We start from the raw sequence: 20,721 nt of genomic DNA, 5'->3' as shown, positions 1-20,721 counted from the left end.
GGCTTCCCTATACCTTATGGCAGAGTGCTCTTTAAAATGCCCTGAGTTTTGGCCTCTTTCCGCAGAAAAGCCTGCCATCTTTAAGATGGCAGGCCACTCTGTCCTGTCAATCCCCCTGCAGGGCTTGTTCATGTTTCTTAAGATCTTCAATAAAAGAGGACGCCACCTCAAAGTCTTCATATAAAAACAGGAGTGTATCTCCCTCCTGGGACAATGACCAGGCTTTCTGGTAAGCTTCCAGTTCATCAGGGTGTACGAACACTGACTGGCTGTCAATAACCGTGGAAGCAGCTGCTTTCAAAAGAGAGGCAGTTTCAAGGGGCAGTCTTCCTCTCAGGTCTTTATCTTCCTTTATGATGATTAAATCTGAATATCCCGCTGAAATTTCTGCCATCCTGGCAATATCGGAATCCGACCGGTCTCCCGGGGCTGAAAGGATGGTAATCAGCCTTTTGTTTTTTGTATCTGCGGCCGTACCAAAAACAGCAGACAGCCCTGCAGCATTATGGGCATAATCAATGATGATTTCCCGCCCTTGAACAAGGAAAGCATTGAACCTTCCACGGGAATTCCTGGAGTCAGGTGTAAACGATAAAGCCTTTTCCTTGAGTGTTTCAAGACTTACTCCTTGCGCAGCCGCCGCAGCCAGTGCCTGAAGCAGATTGGCTATATTGTGCTTCGCCCTGCCATTGATTGTAACAGGTACATCAGCAGCAGGCAGGAATTCCGCTTTGATGCCTGCTTCCGCGTATACAATCTGTCCCATGCTGTCCAGATACCAAAGAGGCTCGCCCTTCTCCAGAGCCCTTTGGGAACCCTCGCTCTCTTCATTCAGTGATGTATAAATGACTTTCCCTTTCGTGTAAGACGCCATTTTTAAAGTCTCCGGATCATCGGCATTCAAGATGCAATAGCCCCCTTCAATGACTACTTCCGGTATAAGCCTCTTTAATTTTACCAGCTGGGCGAAATCCTCAATCCCATCAAGTCCGAGGTGATCTTCAGAAACATTGGTGACAATGCCTATATCACAATGGCGGAAGGCAAGCCCTTCTCTAAGGATTCCTCCCCTGGCAGACTCAAGCACCGCTATATCGACTTTAGGATGGCTTAATATCTTCCTTGCCGAAATCGGCCCTGAGCAGTCCCCTGTATCGATGCACTGTTCACCGACATAGACGCCATCTGAGCTGGTAAGGCCGACAGTCGTACCTTCCTTTTCGATGAAATGCTTGACGAGCCTTGAGGTTGTGGTTTTCCCGTTCGTTCCTGTTACAGCGATTACCGGGATCGCTGCTTCTTCCCTGCTGGAAAACAAATAGTCAACAATGTCAGCACCGGCGTTTCTGCTCTTTCCTTTTCCAGGGTAAAGATGCATCCGGATCCCAGGGGCAGCATTGACCTCCAGTACACAGGTATCACGCGGATCCAATGGCTTTGCGATATCCTGTGAAATGATATCGACTCCGGCGACATCAAGGCCAATCGAAGCTGCAGCCGCTTCAGCCATTTTCCTGACGGATGGATGTACTTCATCGGTAACATCGATCGCCTGTCCTCCGGTGGAAAGGTTTGCATTTCCTGCTACCGGCAGAACCCTTCCTTTTTCAAGTACATAGCTCTTATTCAAATCCATTTTTTCAAGGAAGCAGTCCAGCGCCTCAGCCATTGGAATTTTGGTCATAGGCTTTTCATGGCCGTTTCCTCTCAGCGGATTTTCATTCTCTTTATCGATCAGCTGCTGAATCGTATCTTTGCCGTTTCCGATGATAAAAGGAGGCACTCTTAAACTTGCAGCCCGCAATTGGTTGTCAACTACAAAGAGGCGGTAGTCGCTTCCTTCATAATGCCTTTCAACAATATACGGCTTGTCTTCCTCATTGAGGCATTTCTGCACAGCATTCAGCTCATCCCAGCTGCTGATGCCTGTTGCCACACCCTGCCCCTGCCTTCCATGAAGGGGCTTGATTACAAGCGGGAAGCCGACCCTCACTGCAGCTTCAGTTATCCCTTCCAATGTTTCGGCCACTTCCCCTTCTGGTACAGGAATGCCGGTTCCACGAAGCATTTCCTTGGTCATTTCCTTATCACAGGAGGCCTCGACAGCCAAATAAGAGGTCTGGCTCGTAATGGTTGCCTGTACATATTTTTGTTTAGAGCCTGTCCCAAGCCTTAGGAAGCTGTTTTTCCCCACACGTTCAACAGGAATTTTACGTGCTGCAGCGGCCAGATAAATCGACTCTGTGCTCGGGCCAAGCTTATTCTTGTAAAATAAGTCGGCGATCTTCTCAACATAGTGTTTTACCGAAAAGCCTTCCTCGCCCCTGAGGATTTTTTCAGCAATCTCTTTTGCTGACTGAAAGGCGTACAAACCTGATTCCGCTCTTTGTATTCAAAGGCAATAAAATAGATGCCCTTTTTCCCGCTTGTGATTGTTTTTCCATACTTCACTTCGATGCCTGCCAGGAACTGAAGCTCAAGGGCTATATGCTCCAGTACATGGCCCATCCATGTCCCCTCGCGGAGGCGCTCTGCAAAAGCGCCTTTGTATCCCCTTGAGCAGGTATGCTCCCCGAGTGACGGAATGGCCTCCAGCAGAATGTCAGCGAAAAAGGGAAGCTTATTGGTGGGCTGGAACTCCAGCTCTTCGAGATCGATTTCCACCCACATCATCGGTTTATAGCTGAAATAATTAGGACCCTGCAAATATCGTATGCGCTTTACGTTCATCTTTGTCCCTCTTCCCCATTAAGAAGTAATTTTCTATTGCCCAAATCAAATCTGTATCCGCCGGTCAAAGTGTGCAGCTTAAAATCAGACAGCGTCAGTTCCTCGCTTCCGTTGCTTGAAACAGCGGAATTGACGAACTCCCCTTCCTTTCCATCAAAGACGAACACCTGATGCTCGCCGAAGACTTCAAACTGTCCATTTCTGACGAGGATGGCCGTATTTTCATCAATGCCTATCCCCATCAAATCTGTGTTTTCCGCAATGGCTCCCAAAAGCCTGCCAAACCGGGCCCTTTGGGAGAAGTGCTGATCGATGACCAGGTTTTGGAGAAAACCGAAGCCTTCTCCCAATTCTACCTGCAGGACATCATCTGCCGCTTTTGTCTGGGACGACACGATCATAACTTTCCCCATAATGGAGGCGCCTGCACTCGTCCCGGCAATGGGCATCCCCTTTTTCCAGCTGTTATGTAATGCTTCGTATACCTTTGAACCAAGAATCAGTTCTGCCAGCCTGCCCTGGTCGCCGCCAGTGATAAAAACAGCTGCAAGGCTCTCTATCCTCCGGGCAATTTCCTCCGAATCCGCGTCAGCCCGTGAAGAGATGTCAAGGCAGATCACTTCACCAGCTCCAAGCCTGTTCAGAACCTCTATATATTCACGGCTCACTTCATCAGGGATCCGGGATGCAGTAGGCAGGACCCCGATCGGGCCTGTCCTTGCAGCCGAAATCTCCACAAATTTCTTCAGAATCTCAACTTCATTGCACTTCTCTTCGTTGCCTCCAATGATCAATAAATCCCCAGTCTGCATTCTTTCACCTTTTCCCGTCATGTTTTTGAAGTGATAATGATTTTTAAGACCCTTCTTTGACCCCTGCCTGAACCTCACCCTTCCAGTTTTTTCATTAAATCCCAAGCTTCTATACCCCTGTACGAACCTATATGAAACCGTATCCATTAAAATTTTACAAAATAAAAAAACAGCCCTTTGCAGGGGCCGTTTTCATTCAGATCAATGTATTGCGGTCTTCCATCTGCGGCGGCTCCTCCATCCATCCATTCTTGGCCATGATTCTTCCTCCATCATGTCCATATGTATAGATATCCTTGGCCAGGGCTGCCATTTTCAAAGGCAGGTCATTTCGGAGACTAAAGGCAGTTCCTATCGCATTGCTTCCAAGTCCGAAGCTGCACAAAAGGCTGGTGCAATACAGCATGAGCTTATCAGTGAAAGGGCCTTCAGTCGAAGAGGTCGGATACCCTGCCGAAGTGGATGGGACCTGTATATCGCTATCTGTCAGCTTCTGCCCAAATTCAACAATGATTTTCTGGGAGAGGTCTTTTCCTTTATTGAAGTACTCCCTCACTTCCTGCTTCTTTGCAGTCTGTGCAAATCCAGTGATCATTTGCATCCCGGTCACATTGCTCTCAATGGCATGATATAGATGCGCGACTTCAACTGTGTTCAGGGATCTTTTGTTGCCAAAAAGGTCGTTTCCCTTCATATACCCAGTTCCCTCGGCCATTTCGACATCCTTGGGCATTGTAACGGAAGGCGGACGCGGCAGCAGACCCTTCTTGAGCAGGAACTGCGTAAAGTGCTGATAAAATTCCTGTGTAATCTGTGAAAGGTTTCTGTATAAGGTGATGATATCCTCTCTGTACGCCATGCTGAGATGGAGCGTATGCAGCCCCATGCTGATTTCCTTCATCAGCCTCAAAAAATGAATATCAAAATAAGGCTGATACAGAACCGGGGCATCGGGATTGACATCCTGAGAGGTAAAACCTTTAGGGACGACTGCACCATCTTCTTCAAAAAAACGCTCAATCCTTTCTTTATAAGGGGTTACCTGAACCAATAAAGACTGCAGCAGTTCCTTTCCTTCCGGATCCCCGGCATTTTTAATAAAATACGGCAGCATATGAATTATCATTGACTTTTGCTGATATGTCATCCATAAAGTACCTAATTCAGAAGATGAGATTGCCGGCTTGTTTCCCATGAGACCACTCCTTTTATATTGCCTGCATAATAGAATATCGTCTCCAAAAGTCTTTCATGGGATTCACCTTCAAAAAATAAAAGCTGCCTCCGCGGGGCAGCCTGTTTGCCTTATTCAGATTCTTCCTCAGTGCCTTCTTCGGTTTCTGTATCTGCATCTTCATTCTGCTCTGTGTCTGTATCAGTATCTTCATCTTCTGTACCGCTGCATCCTGTAACTGCCATTGATAGTGATAGAGCAGCAAACAGCATCAAAAACCATTTTTTCATCTTTTATTCCTCCTCTTTTTTAATGAACCGGTTACAAGCTTATCTTACAAAATTAAAAAAGAAATAAAATAGGATTTGCAGGTTTTTTACCTCTCTTAACCATTTCTTATCCTCGCCTTATAAAATTTACCAAATTTTTAAGAAAAGACTCCTGCCATAGCCCCTTTACTTGCGCCCGAACATGCCAAACTATTCAATGATCCCCGTACCCATGATTTTCGAATCTGCTTTTACTTTAATGTCGATATCAGGATAAATTTCATTCCATCTTTCCCACTCATCCTTCTCAACATGGCTGGCTCTGTAAGCAAGCCCAAACCCCATAGGATCTAGAGACTTCTCCTGAAACTTTTTCAGCAAGTCTTTCACTATCCGTTCAATCTCCTTCTCAAGAAGCTGATTATAAACCTCAAGCTCCTTCTCCGATAGATCGCTTCTTGACTCTTCGATCGTACCTTTAACTGAAATGCCTACTTCCACGGCAGCTTCATTTCCAGATTCAGCAATCTTTATATCAGATTTATAATTGTCGATGGAAACCACGAAAAATTTATCCTTCTCTTTAACAGTAATCTGCTGTTTTTCAAATTCGTGCTTGAGGGCATTAAAAGTTTTTGTCTCGTTCTTTGAAAGCCTTAGTACACGTTTATGATTCATAAATATATCAGCCTGGTTGATTTCAAGGAGGCCGTTTTTCACTTTGACCACCGGGAGCACCGGGCTGATCCCCTTGCTCTTGCTTTCCCTGTAAAACTGGAACAAATACTTGGAAATGGTATAAGGAGACTCAGAACCCTGCAGATCAAAGGAGAGAAAAAGTGTATTGGATGCCAGCCTTTCAGAAGGGGGCTTAATTTTCATCACCTCTTCAGCAGTCGGCTTGCCAATCGCTATCCAGGCTATTTTCTGAATGTCCCTTCTTCTGTAGAACCAATCCATTTCCCTTTTGATGCTGGCATCTGTCAATTGGTCACCAAGCAGGATCACCTTCAGATGCCCAAAGTCAAGTTCCTTATCGACTCTTGATTTGATGATTCTTATCGCCTCTGATATCGTTTCAGAAGTTTCTGTTACAACCACAAAGCGGCTGTCATCCGACCTTGTGTCTGCCGTGGGGATGGCAAGCTTCAATGATACTTTGATCAGATCCCCTCCTTCCTCGGACTTATCTATTCCCATTGTCACAACAAAAAACCGATTATCTATATCCTTGAATCCGCAGCCTCCAACAAACACTAAGAGAACGAAAACAGCCGGCAGCAGCCATTTCTTCATTTGTTTTTCCTCCTGGAGAGCAATATAAACAGGACAACCATAATGTACTCGCTCGGCATGCGGATGTTCATCCACCATATTGTAAAGACAGACATATTCTCTTCATTGACAAGAAAAACGCCAATAAAAAACAATGCAGCAAACAGCATCAGCGGAAAATTTGTTGAAAGTGCACCCAGTTTAGTTTTATTCTTATGCATTTTAAGCAGGAAGACACTTTTAACCAGTGCCTGGGCTACATGCCAGTGAACCACAACATTCATCAGCGAGATTCCTATGTAGATCAGGATGAAAATGTAGAATGCCCTTTCAACAAAGGCTAGCTCCATTCTGACTGCATCAGCACTCGACAGCCAGGGATATTCCAGATCGCCCACTCCTTCAAACCCAAAAGTGCCAATTGGAACGAAGTACGTGGTTGCTAGCACTGCTGCTCCTGCAGGCAGGGTCAGCAGAAAGAAGCGCGGCTTTACCTTCCCCTTCATGACTACATTGAAGATGACTAAATTTGCGTATCCGGAAAAGACATATGTTGCAGCAGATACTGACTTCCAGGTCGGCATTTGCCACAGGTGTGTCGCTCCCTCTTTAATGTCCAGCCAGCTCAGCGATCCGCTGAGATAAATTTTAACAAGAAGCAGCACAGCAAGCGGCCCGTTCAGAATGAGGATGATTTCCAGGAGGTACAGCACCTTTTCTGGCTTAGAAGAAGCCGCCCATACAACAAATAGCAGAAAGAAAAGCGCTATCTGCCATTTCTCCATGTCAGGATTGATAAATCTTTCTGTAATGTCCGTAAAAGCGTAAAGTGTGATCAGGCCAGATGCCAGCCAAATGACGGCCAGATATAGGATAAGCGGCTTCCCTGCCCAGCCGGGGATGAAAGAGTTCTTTAGAATCTGCGGCAGACTTTTTCCTTCAAATCTGCCCATTGCCCTTGAAAAGAAATAAGCTCCGATCACGCCAAGAGGCAAAGCAACCGCCATGGACATCACCGCTCCGCCAGTACGTTCCTCAATCAGCATCTTTGGAACAAAAACGATGATATTGGCAAGCATATTTAACAAAATCAGATAATAAAAATAACGGCTAGTCATTCGGACCTCCTCGCTTCTACTGTTTGCTGCCTTCGCCAAAAAACATTTTCAGATACGGCTTTCCGAAGCTGTCCAATCGTACGAGGAATAGAAGCAGGCCCATCAGGCCAATCACCAGGCCAATCATGCCGGTCATGGCAGCCAAAAGAAGGATGACATATTTCATGACCCTCATCGAGAAGCTCATTTCATTGATTGGAATCACAAAATTGGAAATGGCCACAGCTGAGACGATGATAATCATGATGTTGGACACCAGCCCTGCCTCCGTTGCAGCCTGTCCCAGAATCAATCCTCCAACCGTCGTTGCTGTCGAGCCGATCGATTTAGGGAGCCTGATGGATGCTTCTGTCAGCAGCTCCATCATAATCAGCATGAACAGCACCTCCAGATAGGAGGGATAAGGGACTGATGACCGGCTCCCCGCAATTCCCAGTGCAAGCTGGACCTGGAAGACTTCAGGGTTATAAGAAGTAATGGCCACGTAAAGTCCAGGGAGCAGCAGACTTATAAACAGGCCCAGATACCGCAGGGTGATCAGAAATCTAGAAACCCAATAAGGCTGATACAGGTCTTCCATAGAGCTCATAAAGTCGAAAAAAACGGCCGGCAGAATCAGGCCGAAAGGAGATCCTTCAATAAGGATGACTATCTTTCCCTGTGCAAGATTAAGGGCTATGCGATCAGTCCTCTCAGTGATCATGAACACAGGAAAGAGCGTTTTTTCCCGCGGCGTCAGCATTCTATGGATTTCCCCTGCTGACTGGACGATTTTCTGTGAAGCTTTGATGCTTTCTATTTTATCTTTTACCCCCTGCAGGATGTCTGCCTCAATCTTTTCCTTGTCATAGAGAAGCAGAAGGCCCAGCCCGGAAACAGAACCTATTTCATTTTCTTCCACCGTCAGGCTTGTCTTATGATAGCGGTGGCGGATGATATTTAGATTTGTACCCAGGTCTTCGCTCAATGCAGTCTGTGGTCCCTGGATGGTTGTTTCGACTGTTGCATCCTTGACTCCCTGGCTTATATATTTCTTTAGCTGCAGAACATAAAAAGTTTCCCTGAATAAGAGGATCGCCGAGCCCCTCATCAAATCCTTCAGAGCCTGCCCTCTGTCCTCAAGCTCACTGATACCGGACAGTGAACAAATATATTTTTTATATCCTGTTTCATCCTGCAGCTGGAAAAAAGGCTTTACAAGCTGCTCCTGGATTTTGTCAGTATCGCATATACTTTTTATATAAAATAAATAGACAGAAAAACTCGCCCCTTTTAGCTCCTGAACGGCTGTATCTGATGCATGGCCAGCCTTCTCCTTTAAAAAACGGAGGAGCTCTTCCCTTTTATTGCCGCCCTTGAACATCTCTTCACCAACCTACTTAAGAAATATCCACTATTGTCCCACTGCAAGGAAAATTCATGCAGAAAAAGCCTTTCAAAAAAAAACAGGATTTTTTTTCGATCATTATTGACCAACAGAGAAAAAGGTTATATAATAAATAACGTTGTCCCAGTAGCTCAGCAGGATAGAGCAACAGTTTCCTAAACTGTAGGTCGGGAGTTCGAATCTCTTCTGGGACGTATATAGTGAAAATGCCCGCTGCATATGCAGCGGGCATTTTTTATTGCTACTGAAAAAAAATCAGCCTGTTCGTTCTGAGGAAATATATCATTTTGCACCCCTCCCCCTTCCGTCAGCTGCACATTGAAATTCTCCTCCCGGTTTTTCACTTCTGAAAAAGGGTAATGTACTATTACACAATCATCAAGGAGGTTATATTCATGGCTGAAACAAATAAACACCAGGACAATGACTCAATTGAACAGGAAAAGAAGAAAGAACACAACAAAGATATCGAACCGCAAAGAGAAGGCTCCAAAACAGAAAAGAACCAAAAATAATCTCGTATAAGAGGTGATTTCGCATGGCAGGCGAAAAAGACGGAAAATACGAACAGCAGGATATGGACAACCCTGAACAATTTAAAACCGACAAAGAAAGCATCTACGATAAATTCAAGGAAGAGCAGAATGTTGATACCATTCCTCTTGAGGACTTAAAGCAGGAGCAGCACGAGGAGAAGATGGGGAGGAACACGAAAGATAATTCCTCAAGTGAAGAAAAGTATAATGCAGACTTCGAAACGATTGATAAAGATAAAATAGGAGGGGATTCTTATGACTAATAATGATGTGAAAGAAAAAGTGCTTAAAATCTTGGAAGATAATAAAATAGGAACGCTTGCGACTGTAAAAAGCAATAAGCCGCATACACGCTATATGACATTTTTCAATGATGAGCTGAAGCTTTATACTGCAACAAGCAAAGAGACCGATAAAACGGAAGAAATTGAAGAAAATCCGAATGTGCATATACTTATCGGATATGATGGCGAAGGGCTGGGAGATGCTTATCTCGAGATCGAAGGAAGGGCCTCTGTAAATGCTTCTGAAGAGCTCAAGGAAAAGGTCTGGAATGATCATTTAAAGCCATGGTTCGACGGTCCGAATGACCCGAATTATATCGTCCTTGAAATACAGCCGACAGACGTCAGGGTAATGAACAGCAAAGACAGCTCTTTTGAAGCTCTAGAATTATAATCTAATGAAATAGAAAGCAGGCAGCTATGCTGCCTGCTTTCTGTTTTCATTTAAATGCTTCCCATCCAATAACAGTCTCAAAATCTTCATAACGCGGCAAATAATAATCCGCGCCAGGTGTAGTATTCTGGAAAAGGCAGGTCCTGATGCCCAGCTCCTTCGCCGGAAGAATATCGAGTTCCCTGTCACCGATGGCAAGATCAATGCTGTTTTTGCCATGCAGATATTCATAAGAAGCTTTATGCGGCTTCCTGGGATATCCATCATCTCCGGCGACAAGATCGGCAAATAAAGAGGACATATTGTGATGCTCCAGGATGGCCAGCACATCCTCCCTCTCTTTATGTGTCATGATGACATTGCACCCGGCCCTTTTCAGCACATCCTTCACTCCTGGAAATGGCTGAAGATCCTGCGGCTTCAGACTTCTTGCCATCTTTCTTATATAGGAAATCTGCTCTTCCTTCAGGTTGTAATGGGTAAAGGCATGGGTAAAAGAAATCTTTAATTGAGACAGGATCTCTTCATGTTCTGCCTCTTCTCCCAGCACATCCTTCAGAATCCGTGTATAAGCGGGATATGTATCAAAAAGTGTACCGTCAAAGTCCCATAGAATATTCATTACTGCTCCTTTCCGGCTATTGCTTTGCTGCCGGCATTGATTGTATTCATAATCTGCTCAATCGGCTTTGGCCTGGAGAAGTAGAAGCCCTGCGCCTCATCACATCCGATTTCCATCAGGAATGACAGCTGCTCCGGGGTTTCAACGCCCTCGGCAGTGATTTGCATGCCAAGATGCTTGCCCATCGATACAATGGAAGCGACCAAAGCTTTATTATGTTCATCACTTTCCATCTGCTGAATAAAGGTTTTGTCTATTTTAAGCCGCTGGATCTGCAGCTCCTGGAGGTTGCTCAGCGAATTATATCCTGTCCCGAAATCATCGACGCTCAGCATCAGCCCAAGGTCAAGCAGCTGCATAAAAGCATCCCCTGCCGAATAGGCATCATTCATGGCCACCCTTTCTGTTATTTCAAGCTCAAGAAACTTCGGATCCAGGCCGGTTTCGTTTAAGATGCCCGAGACAGTTTCCACAATATCTTTTTGCAGGAGCTGCTTGATCGAGAAATTCACAGAAATGATATATTGCCTGCCATATTTTTCGTTAATAGCGGAAATTTCTCTGCACGCCTGCCGCAGGACCCAGCTCCCTATCTCGGATATGGAGCCTGATTCCTCAGCTATCGGGATAAATTCAGCCGGGGGAATAAAGCCGATTGAAGGATGCTTCCATCTCAGAAGCGCTTCAAATCCATTCACTGATTGATCGGATACTCTGATCTTCGGCTGAAAGTGTACCTCCAATTCATCCCGCACCAGTGCATGCTTTAAATCTTCTTTTAACGTCATCTTGCGGATGATGCTCTCATCCAGCTCAAGCGTAAAGATAAAATATGTATTTCTCCCTTTATCTTTGGAATTGTACATAGCTATATCCGCCTTTTTCATGATGTCATTAACATCTTTCCCATGCGTTGGATATAAGGCTATCCCGATGCTTGTTGTAATCACGATCTCGTGTTCAAGAATCTGGACAGGCTCTACAACCTTTTCAATCAGATCTGCTGAAAAATCATCCAGCTGCAGATTTTCCTTAACTGGCTTCAAAATGATGAACTCATCACCGCCAAGCCTGCCCACAATATCCTCGCTGCCCGAATTCTCTTTCAGCCTGGATGCAATTTTTTTGAGCAGATCATCACCGATATTATGGCCGAGAAGATCATTGACATGCTTGAAATGATCCAGATCGATAAAAACAACCGCAAACTGGATATCCTCTGCCATCCACTCCTCAATCGACTGCATGACCTTTCTCCTGTTCGGAAGCCCCGTCAATGTATCGTGGTAGGCAAGGTGATTAAGGTGTTTATTGCTTTCAACCAATTCCTGTTCTTTCCGGTTATACTGCTTCTCCCCGTAAACTGTCGTCACACCGAGGAGCAGCAGGATGGAGAGCACTTCTGTAAAAAATAAGCTGTTATCCCCGCTGCTGTTCAAACTCCTGATAATCTCAATGGTGCTCCCTACAAATGTATAAGCTAGCAGCAGCGCCCCAAAGGAGAGAAACCAGAAAGGCACTTTTTGCTTATTGAATACTTTATCAATATAAATCTGCTGCACAAACCGGAAGCATAGGAACAATGAAATAATGAAGAATAAGCTGGCAATGAGAATATGCTCAGTGCTGACAACTAATGAAGGATTTATTTTTCTGACAAAATAAACATCTATGCCAATTGTCAATCCAACAAAGAAAACACACAGCACCAGATTCTTGAGCGACATTTCCCGGTCATCTTTAACTCCAGCAAATTGAAAAAGAACCATATAAACAGCGAACTGGCACAGAAAAATCGCCAGGCTATTCAGTGTGAATGCATCTGCAGGTTCGATAAATCCGTAAATGCTTAATAAGGTCATCAGTTGCAGCCATACATAAAAGGAGCTGGATAGCGGAAGAAGCAATGTCTGGGAGTACTTTTGTTTTTGATAGATATATCTGCTTCCCAGGAAAACGGAAGAAAAAAAGATAAAAGCCAGCAGCACCATGGCGGCCGCAGAAATAATGTAGCTATTCACAATGATGTCCACCTGTCCTAGTCTATTATTATCAGGAAAAAATTACTATATACCTATGATTATATTACTATCCCTCCCCTTATAGTGTCAAAAACCAGTATGCGGAGTACTGAGAATGAAAGAAGCATCCCAGCGGCTGAGGATGCTTTTCTGACAGTCTATTTTTCTGCTGAATATTGTTCAGGCAGATTGTCGATTTCCCTTGAAAGACGTCCAGTTAAAATATAGAAATACATTTGGAAGTCAGCCCGAAGCGACCAGAGTGGATGTCCAAAAGTTGCCGGCTTATTTCCTTCAATAAAGAAATGGGAGAACCAGGCAAACCCATAAGCAATGACCGGCGCCAGAATGATAAACCAGACATTTAAATAAATGATGGCAAGAGCAATACAGATATATACAAAAGTAGTGCCGATGAAATGCCATGTCCTAGTGGATTTTTTGCTGTGCTGCGAAAGGTAAAAAGGCCAGAACTCATTATAATTCTTAAACTCTTTCATAAATTCACCTCATTTCTGTTTCCGGAAGGCAAAGAAACTCAGATAACCGGCTCCCAATCAGCCTGATTGCATGGTTTCCTTCTTCCGGGCTTGAGAGACCTTCGATCAGGACGGCAGCATATAAAACATCCCGGCCTGAAGCAAAGATGGCGCAATCATGCTCTATTCCAGGCAGCTCCCCGGTTTTATTGGCAATCTTCAGCTCCTTGCATGCAAGGGCCGGCAGCTTTTCTCTGAATTGCTGCGCTTCCATTATATCTAGCATCTTGCTGCGGTTCTTTTCGGAAAATAATTCACCATCTTTTATTGCTCTCAGGCATTTAACCATATCCGCGGCAGTGGTAAAATTGTCAATACCTTTTGCTGCGGCTTCAAAGTCCATCATTTTTCTGCCCAGTACAGTTGTTTGAAGACCCAGTCCATGCATTCTATCATTAATATTTTTCTTGCCCAGCAATTTTATCAGCAGATTGGCAGCTGTATTGTCTGAGACTATAATCATCAAGGTTATACAGTCCAGAATGCTTAGGGAAGCTGTTACTGAAAGAGATTGAATGATACCGGCCCCTCCGGCCTTTTCAATCCCGCCAATACACACCTGCTCACTGAGATCCAGGACGCCCTCCTCTGCCTGAAAGAAAGCTTCCATCATGATCGGGATTTTGATGAGGCTGGCTGCAGGATATTTCCGCCCGCTGTTCATATAGATTGCCCTCTCACCGTACTCTACTGCCAGACTGGCATTACCCGGACATTGTCTGAGGATATCAGCCAGCCTCTTTTCAAGTTGATTGATATTTTCAGAGAGCAGCCCGGTCATTTAGATGCTGCTGCCTGAGAGCTGTCATGATTTCCGGTCAGATTGGGATCGTATAAATGGCAGGCAACAAATCTTGATTTCTCCGCTTCCTGCCAGACAGGCGTCTTTTCTGCACAAATATCCATGCTGTGAGGGCATCTGGTCCGGAACACACAGCCGCTTGGAGGGTCGATCGGGCTTGGCAGCTCGCCTTGGAGGATGATTCTTTCCCTTTGATCCTCAACATCCGGGTCAGGGATCGGAATGGCTGAAAGCAAAGCCCGTGTATATGGATGAAGCGGATTACGGTACAATTCCTTACTGGTTGTGAGCTCCATCATATGCCCCAGGTACATGACGCCGATCCGGTCGCTTATCTGCTTGACCATTGACAGGTCATGGGCGATGAATAAGTATGTCAGCCCTTTTTCCTTCTGAAGCTTTTTGAGCAGGTTCACCACCTGGGCCTGGACCGAAACGTCCAGTGCTGATATCGGTTCATCAGCTATAATGAATTCAGGCTCCAGGGCGAGGGCCCTCGCAATGCCGATCCTCTGTCTCTGTCCCCCGCTGAATTCATGCGGATACCGCCCGGCATGCTCTCTATTAAGTCCGACATCCTCCAGAAGCTGATAGATTTTTTCCATCCGCTCCTGTTTATTCCGGAATAAGCCATGGACTTCCATCGGCTCGGCAATGATTTCACTTACTGTTGATCTGGGATTGAGTGAAGCATAGGGATCCTGGAAAATCATCTGCATCTGCTTGTGGAAAGAGAAGCGCTCCCTGTTTGTCATGCTGTGGACATTTTTTCCATTGAAGATGACTTCCCCATCTGTACTATCGTAAAGCCCGATAATCGTCCTGCCGGCAGTCGATTTTCCGCATCCTGATTCACCGACAATTCCGAGGGTTTCTCCCTTTTTTATATCAAAGGAAATGCCGTCAACTGCTTTTAACACCTCTCCTTTTCCAAGCGTAAAATGTTTTTTGAGATTCTTTACCTCAAGTATGCTGTCCGGCATCGTCAATCTTCCCCCTCCTGCCAATAACGGCGTGCTGCGCATAGTTCCTTTTCATAGATGGTGTCTTTAAGCGGGATAATTTCGATCGTTTTGCCTGTATTCGGCGAATGGAGCAATTTTCCGTTTCCATAGAAGATTCCCACATGATGGATGCTGCCCCTGCCTTCCTGGTAAGCAAAAAACAGCAGGTCGCCCGGCTGGATCTCAGCAAGGTCCACTTTCTTGCCACTTTGTGCCTGATCATGGGCATCCCTTGGGATGATATAGCCGTTTGCCCTGCACATATTATAGCTGAATCCAGAGCAGTCATAACCCCAGCTGCTCATCCCTCCCCAAAGGTAAGGCAAGCCAAGGAAGCGCTCACCTTCGGAAACGATTCCCGCTCCATTCCCCTTCCTCCTTGCTTCCAAAGAAGGATGAAGGAAAACATCCTCCTGCCGAAGAAGTCCGTACCCCTCAGGGATTCTAACTTTAAGCCACTCATCAGATTTCTCAACAGCAGGAAGGACAGTTTCAAAGCTAAGTTCCATTAAAGGCTTCTCTTCCTCTGAATACAAAACAGCTTTTTTCGAACTGATAGATGCAACAGGGCCTTTTTTGATATTCCATTCATTCAGTTTCATCAGCTGGCTTTTTGGCATCCAGCCAGGATAGCCTCTTTCATTTTTTTCTGAAGGCTGGCTAAGGATTATGACGCTCGCCCAAGGTCCCTCTTCTTCCAGCAGGATAACCTCCTGGCCAAACAGTGCCTGGGTCTGGATTCTGTTTTCATTGCAAAGCGCGAGGCTAGTTTCATATGTCAGGCCAGCCAGCCATCCCTCTATATCCGGCCAGCTGGAAATTGCTTTTCCATCTATTTCCCTGGCAGATTCAGGTGAGGTCCAAACTGTCGCCACCGGTACATTTACCAGCCATTTATGCTGAATTCCCACTTGAAATTCCTCCTTCTGAATACACTTGCCTGATGCCAAGCCCTGCAGCATCAGGGAAAGTGATTTTCCTTCCGCTGTAGCTGATGCCGCCTTCTACCATATCTTTGGCCAGCATAAGGGGGGCATCAAAATCAAACCGTGTGATATTTTTTTTGCTTGCAGCAAAATGGGCAGCGGCACTGATGCCTATTTTTGTTTCAATCATGCTTCCCACCATGCATTCGACACCGCAGGTTTCAGCCAGCTGGTTGATGGCCTGCGCCTGGAAAATTCCCCCTGCCTTCATTAATTTGATATTGATCAGATCAGCACTCCTTGTACATAGCACCTGGAGCGCCTGCTTCGGGCTGAACACACTTTCATCTGCCATGATGAGAGTTTCAACGGAATCGGTCACTTGTTTAAGCCCTTCGATATCGTCTGCGGGAACCGGCTGTTCGACCAGCTCAATGTCGAGTAGGCTGTCTTCCATTTTCCTGATGGCCCTGACTGCATCCTTTGCCTGCCATCCCTGATTCGCATCAAGCCTGATTTTCACCTTGTTGCCGACACGCCTTCTGATTTCCTTTATTCGGCTGATGTCTGTCATGATATCATCTTTTCCGACCTTAACCTTCAGTACATTGAATCCCTGATCTATATAGGAAGCAGCATCATCGCCCATTTCTTCGGGATTATTCACACTCACTGTATAGTCAGTCTCGATTTCATTTTTCGCACCGCCAAGGAATTGATACAGCGGCAGCCTGCAATGCTTGGAAAGGCAGTCATATAGAGCCATATCCACCGCAGCTTTTGCACTTGAATTCCCGACCATCAATGTCTTTATTGCCTGGAAAATAGTTTCATAGTTCAGAAGGCTTTTACCGACAAGATATGGCTTGAACACATGGTGGATGGCCGATTCGATGCTCATGAGGCTGTCCCCGGTGATGACGACTGTAGGAGGAGCTTCTCCCCAGCCTTCAATGCCGTTGTCGCATGTGATTTTAATGACCACAGATTCCGCTGTAGTCACAGTCCTTAAGGCAGTCTTAAACGGCTTGATCAATGGGATGGCAACCCTGAAGGTCTCAATTCGCTCAATATTCATCCTTGCACCTCTTTAGCGTACGCCGCTTTCGACATACAATTGTTTTTCCGCTGTATCCAGCACCGCATCCGCTCCGAGCGGAACAGAGAAGTGAGGCGAGCAATGTCCGATCTTAAATCCTTTCATGGCCGGCCTGCCCGCTTTAATCAGATAGTAATCAATAACTTCATCAAGAGATAAGCTGAGCTCGCGCTGCGGTTCACATTTGTTAAAGTCCCCCACGACAATGCCTGCTGCTTCAGATAATTTGCCTGCCATCAGCAGCTGATTCAGCATCCGGTCGACTGAGCGCGGTTCTTCATTGATATCCTCGATCAGCAGCAGCTTCCCTTTCATATCAATCTCAAAAGAAGTTCCAAGCGTACTTGCGATCAAGCATAGATTGCCTCCAGTCAGGGGACCTTCTGCTCTTCCTTCCACTACTGCTGTCAAAGGTGAAATCTCTTCAGTGTATAAGGAATCTGCAGGCTTGAAAAGCTGGCTGAAATATTGTTTGGACAATGGGTGGACGTCCTCCTTCCCGATATCGGAAGCAAGCATCGGACCGTGAAAGGTAATAAGCCCGGTTTTCTGCCTTACGCTCGTGTGAAGGAAGGTGATATCACTGTAGCCCCAGAATATTTTGGGATTTGCCTTAATAAGGCCATAATCCAGGTCACCTGCAATTCTGGCAGTTCCATATCCCCCGCCTGCACAAAAGACCGCTTTAATCTCTTTGTCTTCGAACATATCATGCAGATCCTCGAGCCTCTCTTTGTCTGTGCCAGCCAGGTAGCCATTTAGTTTCCTGACAGATTTCCCTTCTCTGACTTCCAATCCCAGCTCTTTAAGAAAATTAATGCCCCTATCAAGGCTTTTGAGGTCAGGCGGGCTGGCCGGTGAAACTACACCGACAGCATCCCCTTTTTTCAAATGTCCCGGCTTTATTTTCATATCATATGCCCCTTTCCATATGCGCTGCCGTTTGCCAGTTAAAAAGGGATGTTCAGCAGAACACCCCTTTTCAATGCTATTCTTTGTCAGCCCATTTTAATTCCAGATATCCGACTGGGTGGCGGACGATACCTGATACAGCTTCATTTTGGAGATATACCTGGTTATAGAAATGCAGTGAGAAAATAGGCGACTCATTATAAAGGATTTTTTCTGCTTCGTACATCATGTCATAGCGTTTCGCTTCATCAGCTTCATTTTTTGCGGATTGAATCAGCTTATCGAAATCGGCATTGCTCCAGCCGGTCCGGTTCATCGAGTGGCCGGTCTGGAAGTTCTCAAGGAAGTTGATCGGGTCAGCATAATCAGCCAGGAAAGAGCTTCTGGAAAGCTGCAGGTTCAGCGCCTTCTGTTCAGTCGCGAACACGTTTGCTTCCATATTTGCAAGCTTTACATCGACCCCAAGATTTTCTTTAAGCATCTGCTGTAGGGCTTCTGCAATTTTTTTATGCACATCATTCGTGCTGTATGTCAGAGTCACTTCAGGAAGCTCGCTGTAGCCTTCCTCTTCCATTCCCTTCTTCAGCAGCTCTTTTGCCTGTGCGGCATCAGTTTTGACCAGGTCCCCGTTCACTTCGCGGAAATCATTCCCGGACGGATCCTTAAAGCCTGGAGGAACAAATCCATAAGCAGGCTGCTCCTGATTCTTGGTTACAAATTCAACGATTTGCTCCTGATCCACCGCCATTGCAAAAGCTTTTCTGATGTTCACATTCTGGAATGGCTCCTTATTCACATTAAAGCGGTAGAAATATTGGCCGGCCTGATCTTCAACCTGGACCTTGCCTTCTTCAAAGAGCTGCTCGCTAAGGTCTGCCGGTACATCTGAAGTGTCCAGCTCCCCTTTTTGATACATCTGGTATTCGGTATTCGTGTCATTCACCATCGCCCAGTGCACTTTATCCAGTTTGACATTTTCCGCATCCCAATACTCTTCATTTTTCTCCATGACCATATTTGTGTCATGCTCCCATTCTGTCAGCTTGAACGGGCCATTTCCTACAAAGGTGTCAGCTTCTGCAAACCATTCCGGATTTTCAGTCGCTGTTTTTTCGTTGACCGGGAAAAATGCCGGATTGGCGATGATGCTTAAAAAGTAAGCCTGCGGGCTAGTCAAAGTCACTTCGAATGTTTTATCATCGACAGCTTTTACGTTCACTTCATCAGCCGATCCTTCACCAGTATTAAAGGCTTCGCCGCCTTCAATGAAATAGCCGAGGAAAGCTGCCGGCGAACCTGTATTCGGATCAAGCAGGCGTTTCCAGGCAAAAACAAAATCCCCTGCTGTGACATCATCCCCGTTAGACCATTTTGCATTATCACGTATATGGAATGTGTATGTCTTGCCATCTTCAGAAACATCCCACTTCTCTGCCGCGGCAGGTTCTGCTTCATGCTCCTTGCCGAGCCTTGTCAGGCCTTCCATGATATTATTCAGCGAGTTCCAGGAAACGGCATCAAAACCGATTGGAGGGTCAAAGGATGTTGGTTCTACACCATTATTTAAGTAAAGCACCTTTTCACTTCCGCTATCCCCACTATCTTTGCCCTCATCTGAAGGTTCGCTTCCTGTATCCGAATTGGCTGTACAGGCTGCCATGACGAATACAAGCGACATTGCCAGAAACAACATGAAAAATTTTTTCATTTTTCTCCCCCTCATTCTATTTTCATCTATCAATGCAGTTTCTTGAAAACCTGCATCTGGATAATTCCGCCGGCGTTCCGGGCAAGCCGGAACGCCGGCGGTGCTATCTTACACGGACCAGCATTTTTTTAGCGCGCTCATCCTGCAGCCAGCAGTCCACATGATGCTCACTGCTTAAACGGCTTTCAAACGGATAGACTTTTTCACAAACTTCCATTGCATAATCACATCTTGCTGCAAAAGGACAGCCCTGCGGCGGTGCGAACAAATCAGGGGGGGATCCAGGTATCGGCACAAGCTCCCCTTCTTCAGAATCAAGGCGCGGCACCGAGTTCAGCAGCCCTACTGTATAAGGATGCTGAGGACTATAGAAAATCTCCCTTCTTGTGCCTGCCTCAACGATCTTCCCGGCATACATAACTGCGACACGGTCAGCTACCTGCGCAACCACGCCAAGGTCATGGGTGATCAATATAATGGATACACCTGTCTTTTGCTGGATTTCCTTGAACAAATCAAGTATCTGTGCCTGAATGGTTACATCCAGGGCGGTCGTCGGCTCATCCGCAATCAATATTTCCGGCTCGCAGACAAGGGCCATCGCAATGACTATTCTCTGCCTCATGCCGCCGCTGAATTGGTGCGGGTATTGCCTGAGCCTTGACTCAGGACTGGGTATCCCCACCAGTTTAAGCATCTCCAAAGCCTTTTTCTTAGCCTGGTCTTTGGAAACGGACTGATGCTGCCGGATTCCTTCTATAATCTGTTCCCCAACTGTAATGGTCGGATTAAGAGCTGTCATGGGATCCTGAAAGATCATGGATATGTCCGCCCCCCGGATCTTGCGCATCTCTGACTCTTTCAGCCGGGTCAGGTCCCGGCCATTGAACAGGATCGACCCCTCTGCGATTCTTCCGGGCGGGGAAGGTATCAGCTTCATGATGCTCTGGGAAGTGACGCTTTTGCCGCTTCCGGATTCGCCGACTATAGCCAGGGTTTCCCCTTTGTATAAATCAAATTCCACCCCGCGGACTGCTTTTACCTCTCCGCCATAGGTGGAAAAGGAAACATGCAAATTTTTGATTTCCAATACTTTTTCCATCATGGCT

Annotated in this window: 21 protein-coding genes and 1 tRNA gene; 4 read left to right on the top strand and 18 right to left on the bottom strand. The window is 46.0% G+C overall.

The features are described 5' to 3' along the window. Positions 1-106 precede the first annotated feature (106 nt). From cphA to N288_RS07500, 8 genes are all read right to left on the bottom strand, one after another. Positions 107-2,371, bottom strand: coding sequence for a cyanophycin synthetase (gene cphA, locus N288_RS07525; RefSeq protein WP_083783111.1), 2,265 nt, complete (start codon positions 2,369-2,371; stop codon positions 107-109). Beyond that, positions 2,302-2,730, bottom strand: a complete 429-nt coding sequence (locus N288_RS25510) for a cyanophycin synthetase family protein (protein ID WP_009794189.1) — start codon at positions 2,728-2,730, stop codon at positions 2,302-2,304. Before N288_RS25510 ends, cphA begins: the two co-directional genes overlap by 70 nt. Continuing rightward, positions 2,727-3,647: a cyanophycinase gene (locus tag N288_RS07520; RefSeq protein WP_009794188.1), complete on the bottom strand. Its 921-nt coding sequence runs from the start codon at positions 3,645-3,647 to the stop codon at positions 2,727-2,729. Before N288_RS07520 ends, N288_RS25510 begins: the two co-directional genes overlap by 4 nt. Positions 3,648-3,738: 91 nt before the next feature. Beyond that, a complete protein-coding gene (locus tag N288_RS07515; protein ID WP_009794187.1) occupies positions 3,739-4,737 on the bottom strand; it encodes a DUF3231 family protein in 999 nt (332 codons plus the stop codon). Between the two features lie 110 nt (positions 4,738-4,847). After that, positions 4,848-5,006 (bottom strand): hypothetical protein, encoded by a 159-nt coding sequence (locus N288_RS25365; RefSeq protein WP_009794186.1) that lies wholly within the window; start codon positions 5,004-5,006, stop codon positions 4,848-4,850. A 189-nt stretch (positions 5,007-5,195) separates the two neighbouring features. Next, positions 5,196-6,281: a Ger(x)C family spore germination protein gene (locus tag N288_RS07510; RefSeq protein WP_009794185.1), complete on the bottom strand. Its 1,086-nt coding sequence runs from the start codon at positions 6,279-6,281 to the stop codon at positions 5,196-5,198. Further along, complete coding sequence (locus tag N288_RS07505) at positions 6,278-7,378, bottom strand: SLC5/6 family protein (protein WP_022543628.1); 1,101 nt, start codon at positions 7,376-7,378, stop codon at positions 6,278-6,280. Before N288_RS07505 ends, N288_RS07510 begins: the two co-directional genes overlap by 4 nt. A 16-nt stretch (positions 7,379-7,394) precedes the next feature. Beyond that, a complete protein-coding gene (locus N288_RS07500; protein WP_009794183.1) occupies positions 7,395-8,741 on the bottom strand; it encodes a spore germination protein in 1,347 nt (448 codons plus the stop codon). 144 nt (positions 8,742-8,885) lie between these two features. On the opposite strand from N288_RS07500, the gene N288_RS07495 reads away from it, so the two are divergent. The 4 genes from N288_RS07495 (at position 8,886) to N288_RS07480 (ending at position 9,979) form a co-directional block, all read left to right on the top strand. Further along, positions 8,886-8,959 (top strand) — tRNA-Arg (locus N288_RS07495). Between the two features lie 201 nt (positions 8,960-9,160). Next, positions 9,161-9,280: a hypothetical protein gene (locus N288_RS07490; protein ID WP_022543627.1), complete on the top strand. Its 120-nt coding sequence runs from the start codon at positions 9,161-9,163 to the stop codon at positions 9,278-9,280. A 23-nt stretch (positions 9,281-9,303) separates the two neighbouring features. Then, complete coding sequence (locus N288_RS07485; RefSeq protein WP_009794180.1) at positions 9,304-9,564, top strand: hypothetical protein; 261 nt, start codon at positions 9,304-9,306, stop codon at positions 9,562-9,564. Then, positions 9,557-9,979: a pyridoxamine 5'-phosphate oxidase family protein gene (locus N288_RS07480; RefSeq protein ID WP_009794179.1), complete on the top strand. Its 423-nt coding sequence runs from the start codon at positions 9,557-9,559 to the stop codon at positions 9,977-9,979. The genes N288_RS07485 and N288_RS07480 overlap by 8 nt, the downstream gene beginning before the upstream one ends. 46 nt (positions 9,980-10,025) lie before the next feature. Here the strand turns inward: N288_RS07480 and N288_RS07475 are convergent, their stop codons facing one another. From N288_RS07475 to N288_RS07430, 10 genes are all read right to left on the bottom strand, one after another. Next, complete coding sequence (locus N288_RS07475) at positions 10,026-10,601, bottom strand: HAD-IA family hydrolase (RefSeq protein WP_009794178.1); 576 nt, start codon at positions 10,599-10,601, stop codon at positions 10,026-10,028. Further along, complete coding sequence (locus tag N288_RS24255; protein WP_022543626.1) at positions 10,601-12,622, bottom strand: putative bifunctional diguanylate cyclase/phosphodiesterase; 2,022 nt, start codon at positions 12,620-12,622, stop codon at positions 10,601-10,603. Before N288_RS24255 ends, N288_RS07475 begins: the two co-directional genes overlap by 1 nt. 158 nt (positions 12,623-12,780) lie before the next feature. Then, positions 12,781-13,122, bottom strand: coding sequence for a DUF962 domain-containing protein (locus tag N288_RS07465; RefSeq protein ID WP_009794176.1), 342 nt, complete (start codon positions 13,120-13,122; stop codon positions 12,781-12,783). 4 nt (positions 13,123-13,126) lie between these two features. Continuing rightward, positions 13,127-13,942 carry a serine hydrolase gene (locus N288_RS07460; RefSeq protein ID WP_009794175.1) on the bottom strand — a complete coding sequence of 272 codons (816 nt, stop codon included), beginning with the start codon at positions 13,940-13,942 and terminating at the stop codon, positions 13,127-13,129. Next, complete coding sequence (locus N288_RS07455) at positions 13,939-14,946, bottom strand: ABC transporter ATP-binding protein (protein WP_009794174.1); 1,008 nt, start codon at positions 14,944-14,946, stop codon at positions 13,939-13,941. The genes N288_RS07460 and N288_RS07455 overlap by 4 nt, the downstream gene beginning before the upstream one ends. A gap of 2 nt (positions 14,947-14,948) precedes the next feature. After that, positions 14,949-15,878, bottom strand: coding sequence for a C40 family peptidase (locus N288_RS07450; RefSeq protein ID WP_009794173.1), 930 nt, complete (start codon positions 15,876-15,878; stop codon positions 14,949-14,951). Then, positions 15,862-16,971 (bottom strand): mandelate racemase/muconate lactonizing enzyme family protein, encoded by a 1,110-nt coding sequence (locus N288_RS07445; RefSeq protein ID WP_009794172.1) that lies wholly within the window; start codon positions 16,969-16,971, stop codon positions 15,862-15,864. The genes N288_RS07450 and N288_RS07445 overlap by 17 nt, the downstream gene beginning before the upstream one ends. Before the next feature lie 12 nt (positions 16,972-16,983). Continuing rightward, positions 16,984-17,904, bottom strand: a complete 921-nt coding sequence (locus N288_RS07440; protein WP_009794171.1) for a S66 peptidase family protein — start codon at positions 17,902-17,904, stop codon at positions 16,984-16,986. A gap of 76 nt (positions 17,905-17,980) precedes the next feature. Further along, positions 17,981-19,612, bottom strand: a complete 1,632-nt coding sequence (locus tag N288_RS07435) for a peptide ABC transporter substrate-binding protein (protein WP_022543624.1) — start codon at positions 19,610-19,612, stop codon at positions 17,981-17,983. 103 nt (positions 19,613-19,715) lie between these two features. After that, positions 19,716-20,714 carry an ABC transporter ATP-binding protein gene (locus N288_RS07430; RefSeq protein WP_035402756.1) on the bottom strand — a complete coding sequence of 333 codons (999 nt, stop codon included), beginning with the start codon at positions 20,712-20,714 and terminating at the stop codon, positions 19,716-19,718. Between the last annotated feature and the right edge of the window lie 7 nt (positions 20,715-20,721).

Origin of the sequence: Bacillus infantis NRRL B-14911 (assembly GCF_000473245.1) — a bacterium.
Classification (GTDB): Bacteria; Bacillota; Bacilli; order Bacillales; family Cytobacillaceae; genus Bacillus_AB; species Bacillus_AB infantis.
Note: the sequence above shows the minus strand (reverse complement) of the source record. Positions and strands in the feature narration are given on the sequence as shown.

Bases quoted from the DNA above. Each gene is read 5' to 3' on its own strand.
- N288_RS25510 (WP_009794189.1), bottom strand. From the start codon at position 2,730: ATGAACGTAAAGCGCATACGATATTTGCAGGGTCCTAATTATTTCAGC.
- N288_RS07515 (WP_009794187.1), bottom strand. From the start codon at position 4,737: ATGGGAAACAAGCCGGCAATCTCATCTTCTGAATTAGGTACTTTATGG.
- N288_RS25365 (WP_009794186.1), bottom strand. From the start codon at position 5,006: ATGAAAAAATGGTTTTTGATGCTGTTTGCTGCTCTATCACTATCAATG.
- N288_RS07510 (WP_009794185.1), bottom strand. From the start codon at position 6,281: ATGAAGAAATGGCTGCTGCCGGCTGTTTTCGTTCTCTTAGTGTTTGTT.
- N288_RS07505 (WP_022543628.1), bottom strand. From the start codon at position 7,378: ATGACTAGCCGTTATTTTTATTATCTGATTTTGTTAAATATGCTTGCC.
- N288_RS07500 (WP_009794183.1), bottom strand. From the start codon at position 8,741: ATGTTCAAGGGCGGCAATAAAAGGGAAGAGCTCCTCCGTTTTTTAAAG.
- N288_RS07490 (WP_022543627.1), top strand. From the start codon at position 9,161: ATGGCTGAAACAAATAAACACCAGGACAATGACTCAATTGAACAGGAA.
- N288_RS07485 (WP_009794180.1), top strand. From the start codon at position 9,304: ATGGCAGGCGAAAAAGACGGAAAATACGAACAGCAGGATATGGACAAC.
- N288_RS07480 (WP_009794179.1), top strand. From the start codon at position 9,557: ATGACTAATAATGATGTGAAAGAAAAAGTGCTTAAAATCTTGGAAGAT.
- N288_RS07475 (WP_009794178.1), bottom strand. From the start codon at position 10,601: ATGAATATTCTATGGGACTTTGACGGTACACTTTTTGATACATATCCC.
- N288_RS07465 (WP_009794176.1), bottom strand. From the start codon at position 13,122: ATGAAAGAGTTTAAGAATTATAATGAGTTCTGGCCTTTTTACCTTTCG.
- N288_RS07460 (WP_009794175.1), bottom strand. From the start codon at position 13,942: ATGACCGGGCTGCTCTCTGAAAATATCAATCAACTTGAAAAGAGGCTG.
- N288_RS07455 (WP_009794174.1), bottom strand. From the start codon at position 14,946: ATGCCGGACAGCATACTTGAGGTAAAGAATCTCAAAAAACATTTTACG.
- N288_RS07445 (WP_009794172.1), bottom strand. From the start codon at position 16,971: ATGAATATTGAGCGAATTGAGACCTTCAGGGTTGCCATCCCATTGATC.
- N288_RS07440 (WP_009794171.1), bottom strand. From the start codon at position 17,904: ATGAAAATAAAGCCGGGACATTTGAAAAAAGGGGATGCTGTCGGTGTA.
- N288_RS07435 (WP_022543624.1), bottom strand. From the start codon at position 19,612: ATGAAAAAATTTTTCATGTTGTTTCTGGCAATGTCGCTTGTATTCGTC.
- N288_RS07430 (WP_035402756.1), bottom strand. From the start codon at position 20,714: ATGGAAAAAGTATTGGAAATCAAAAATTTGCATGTTTCCTTTTCCACC.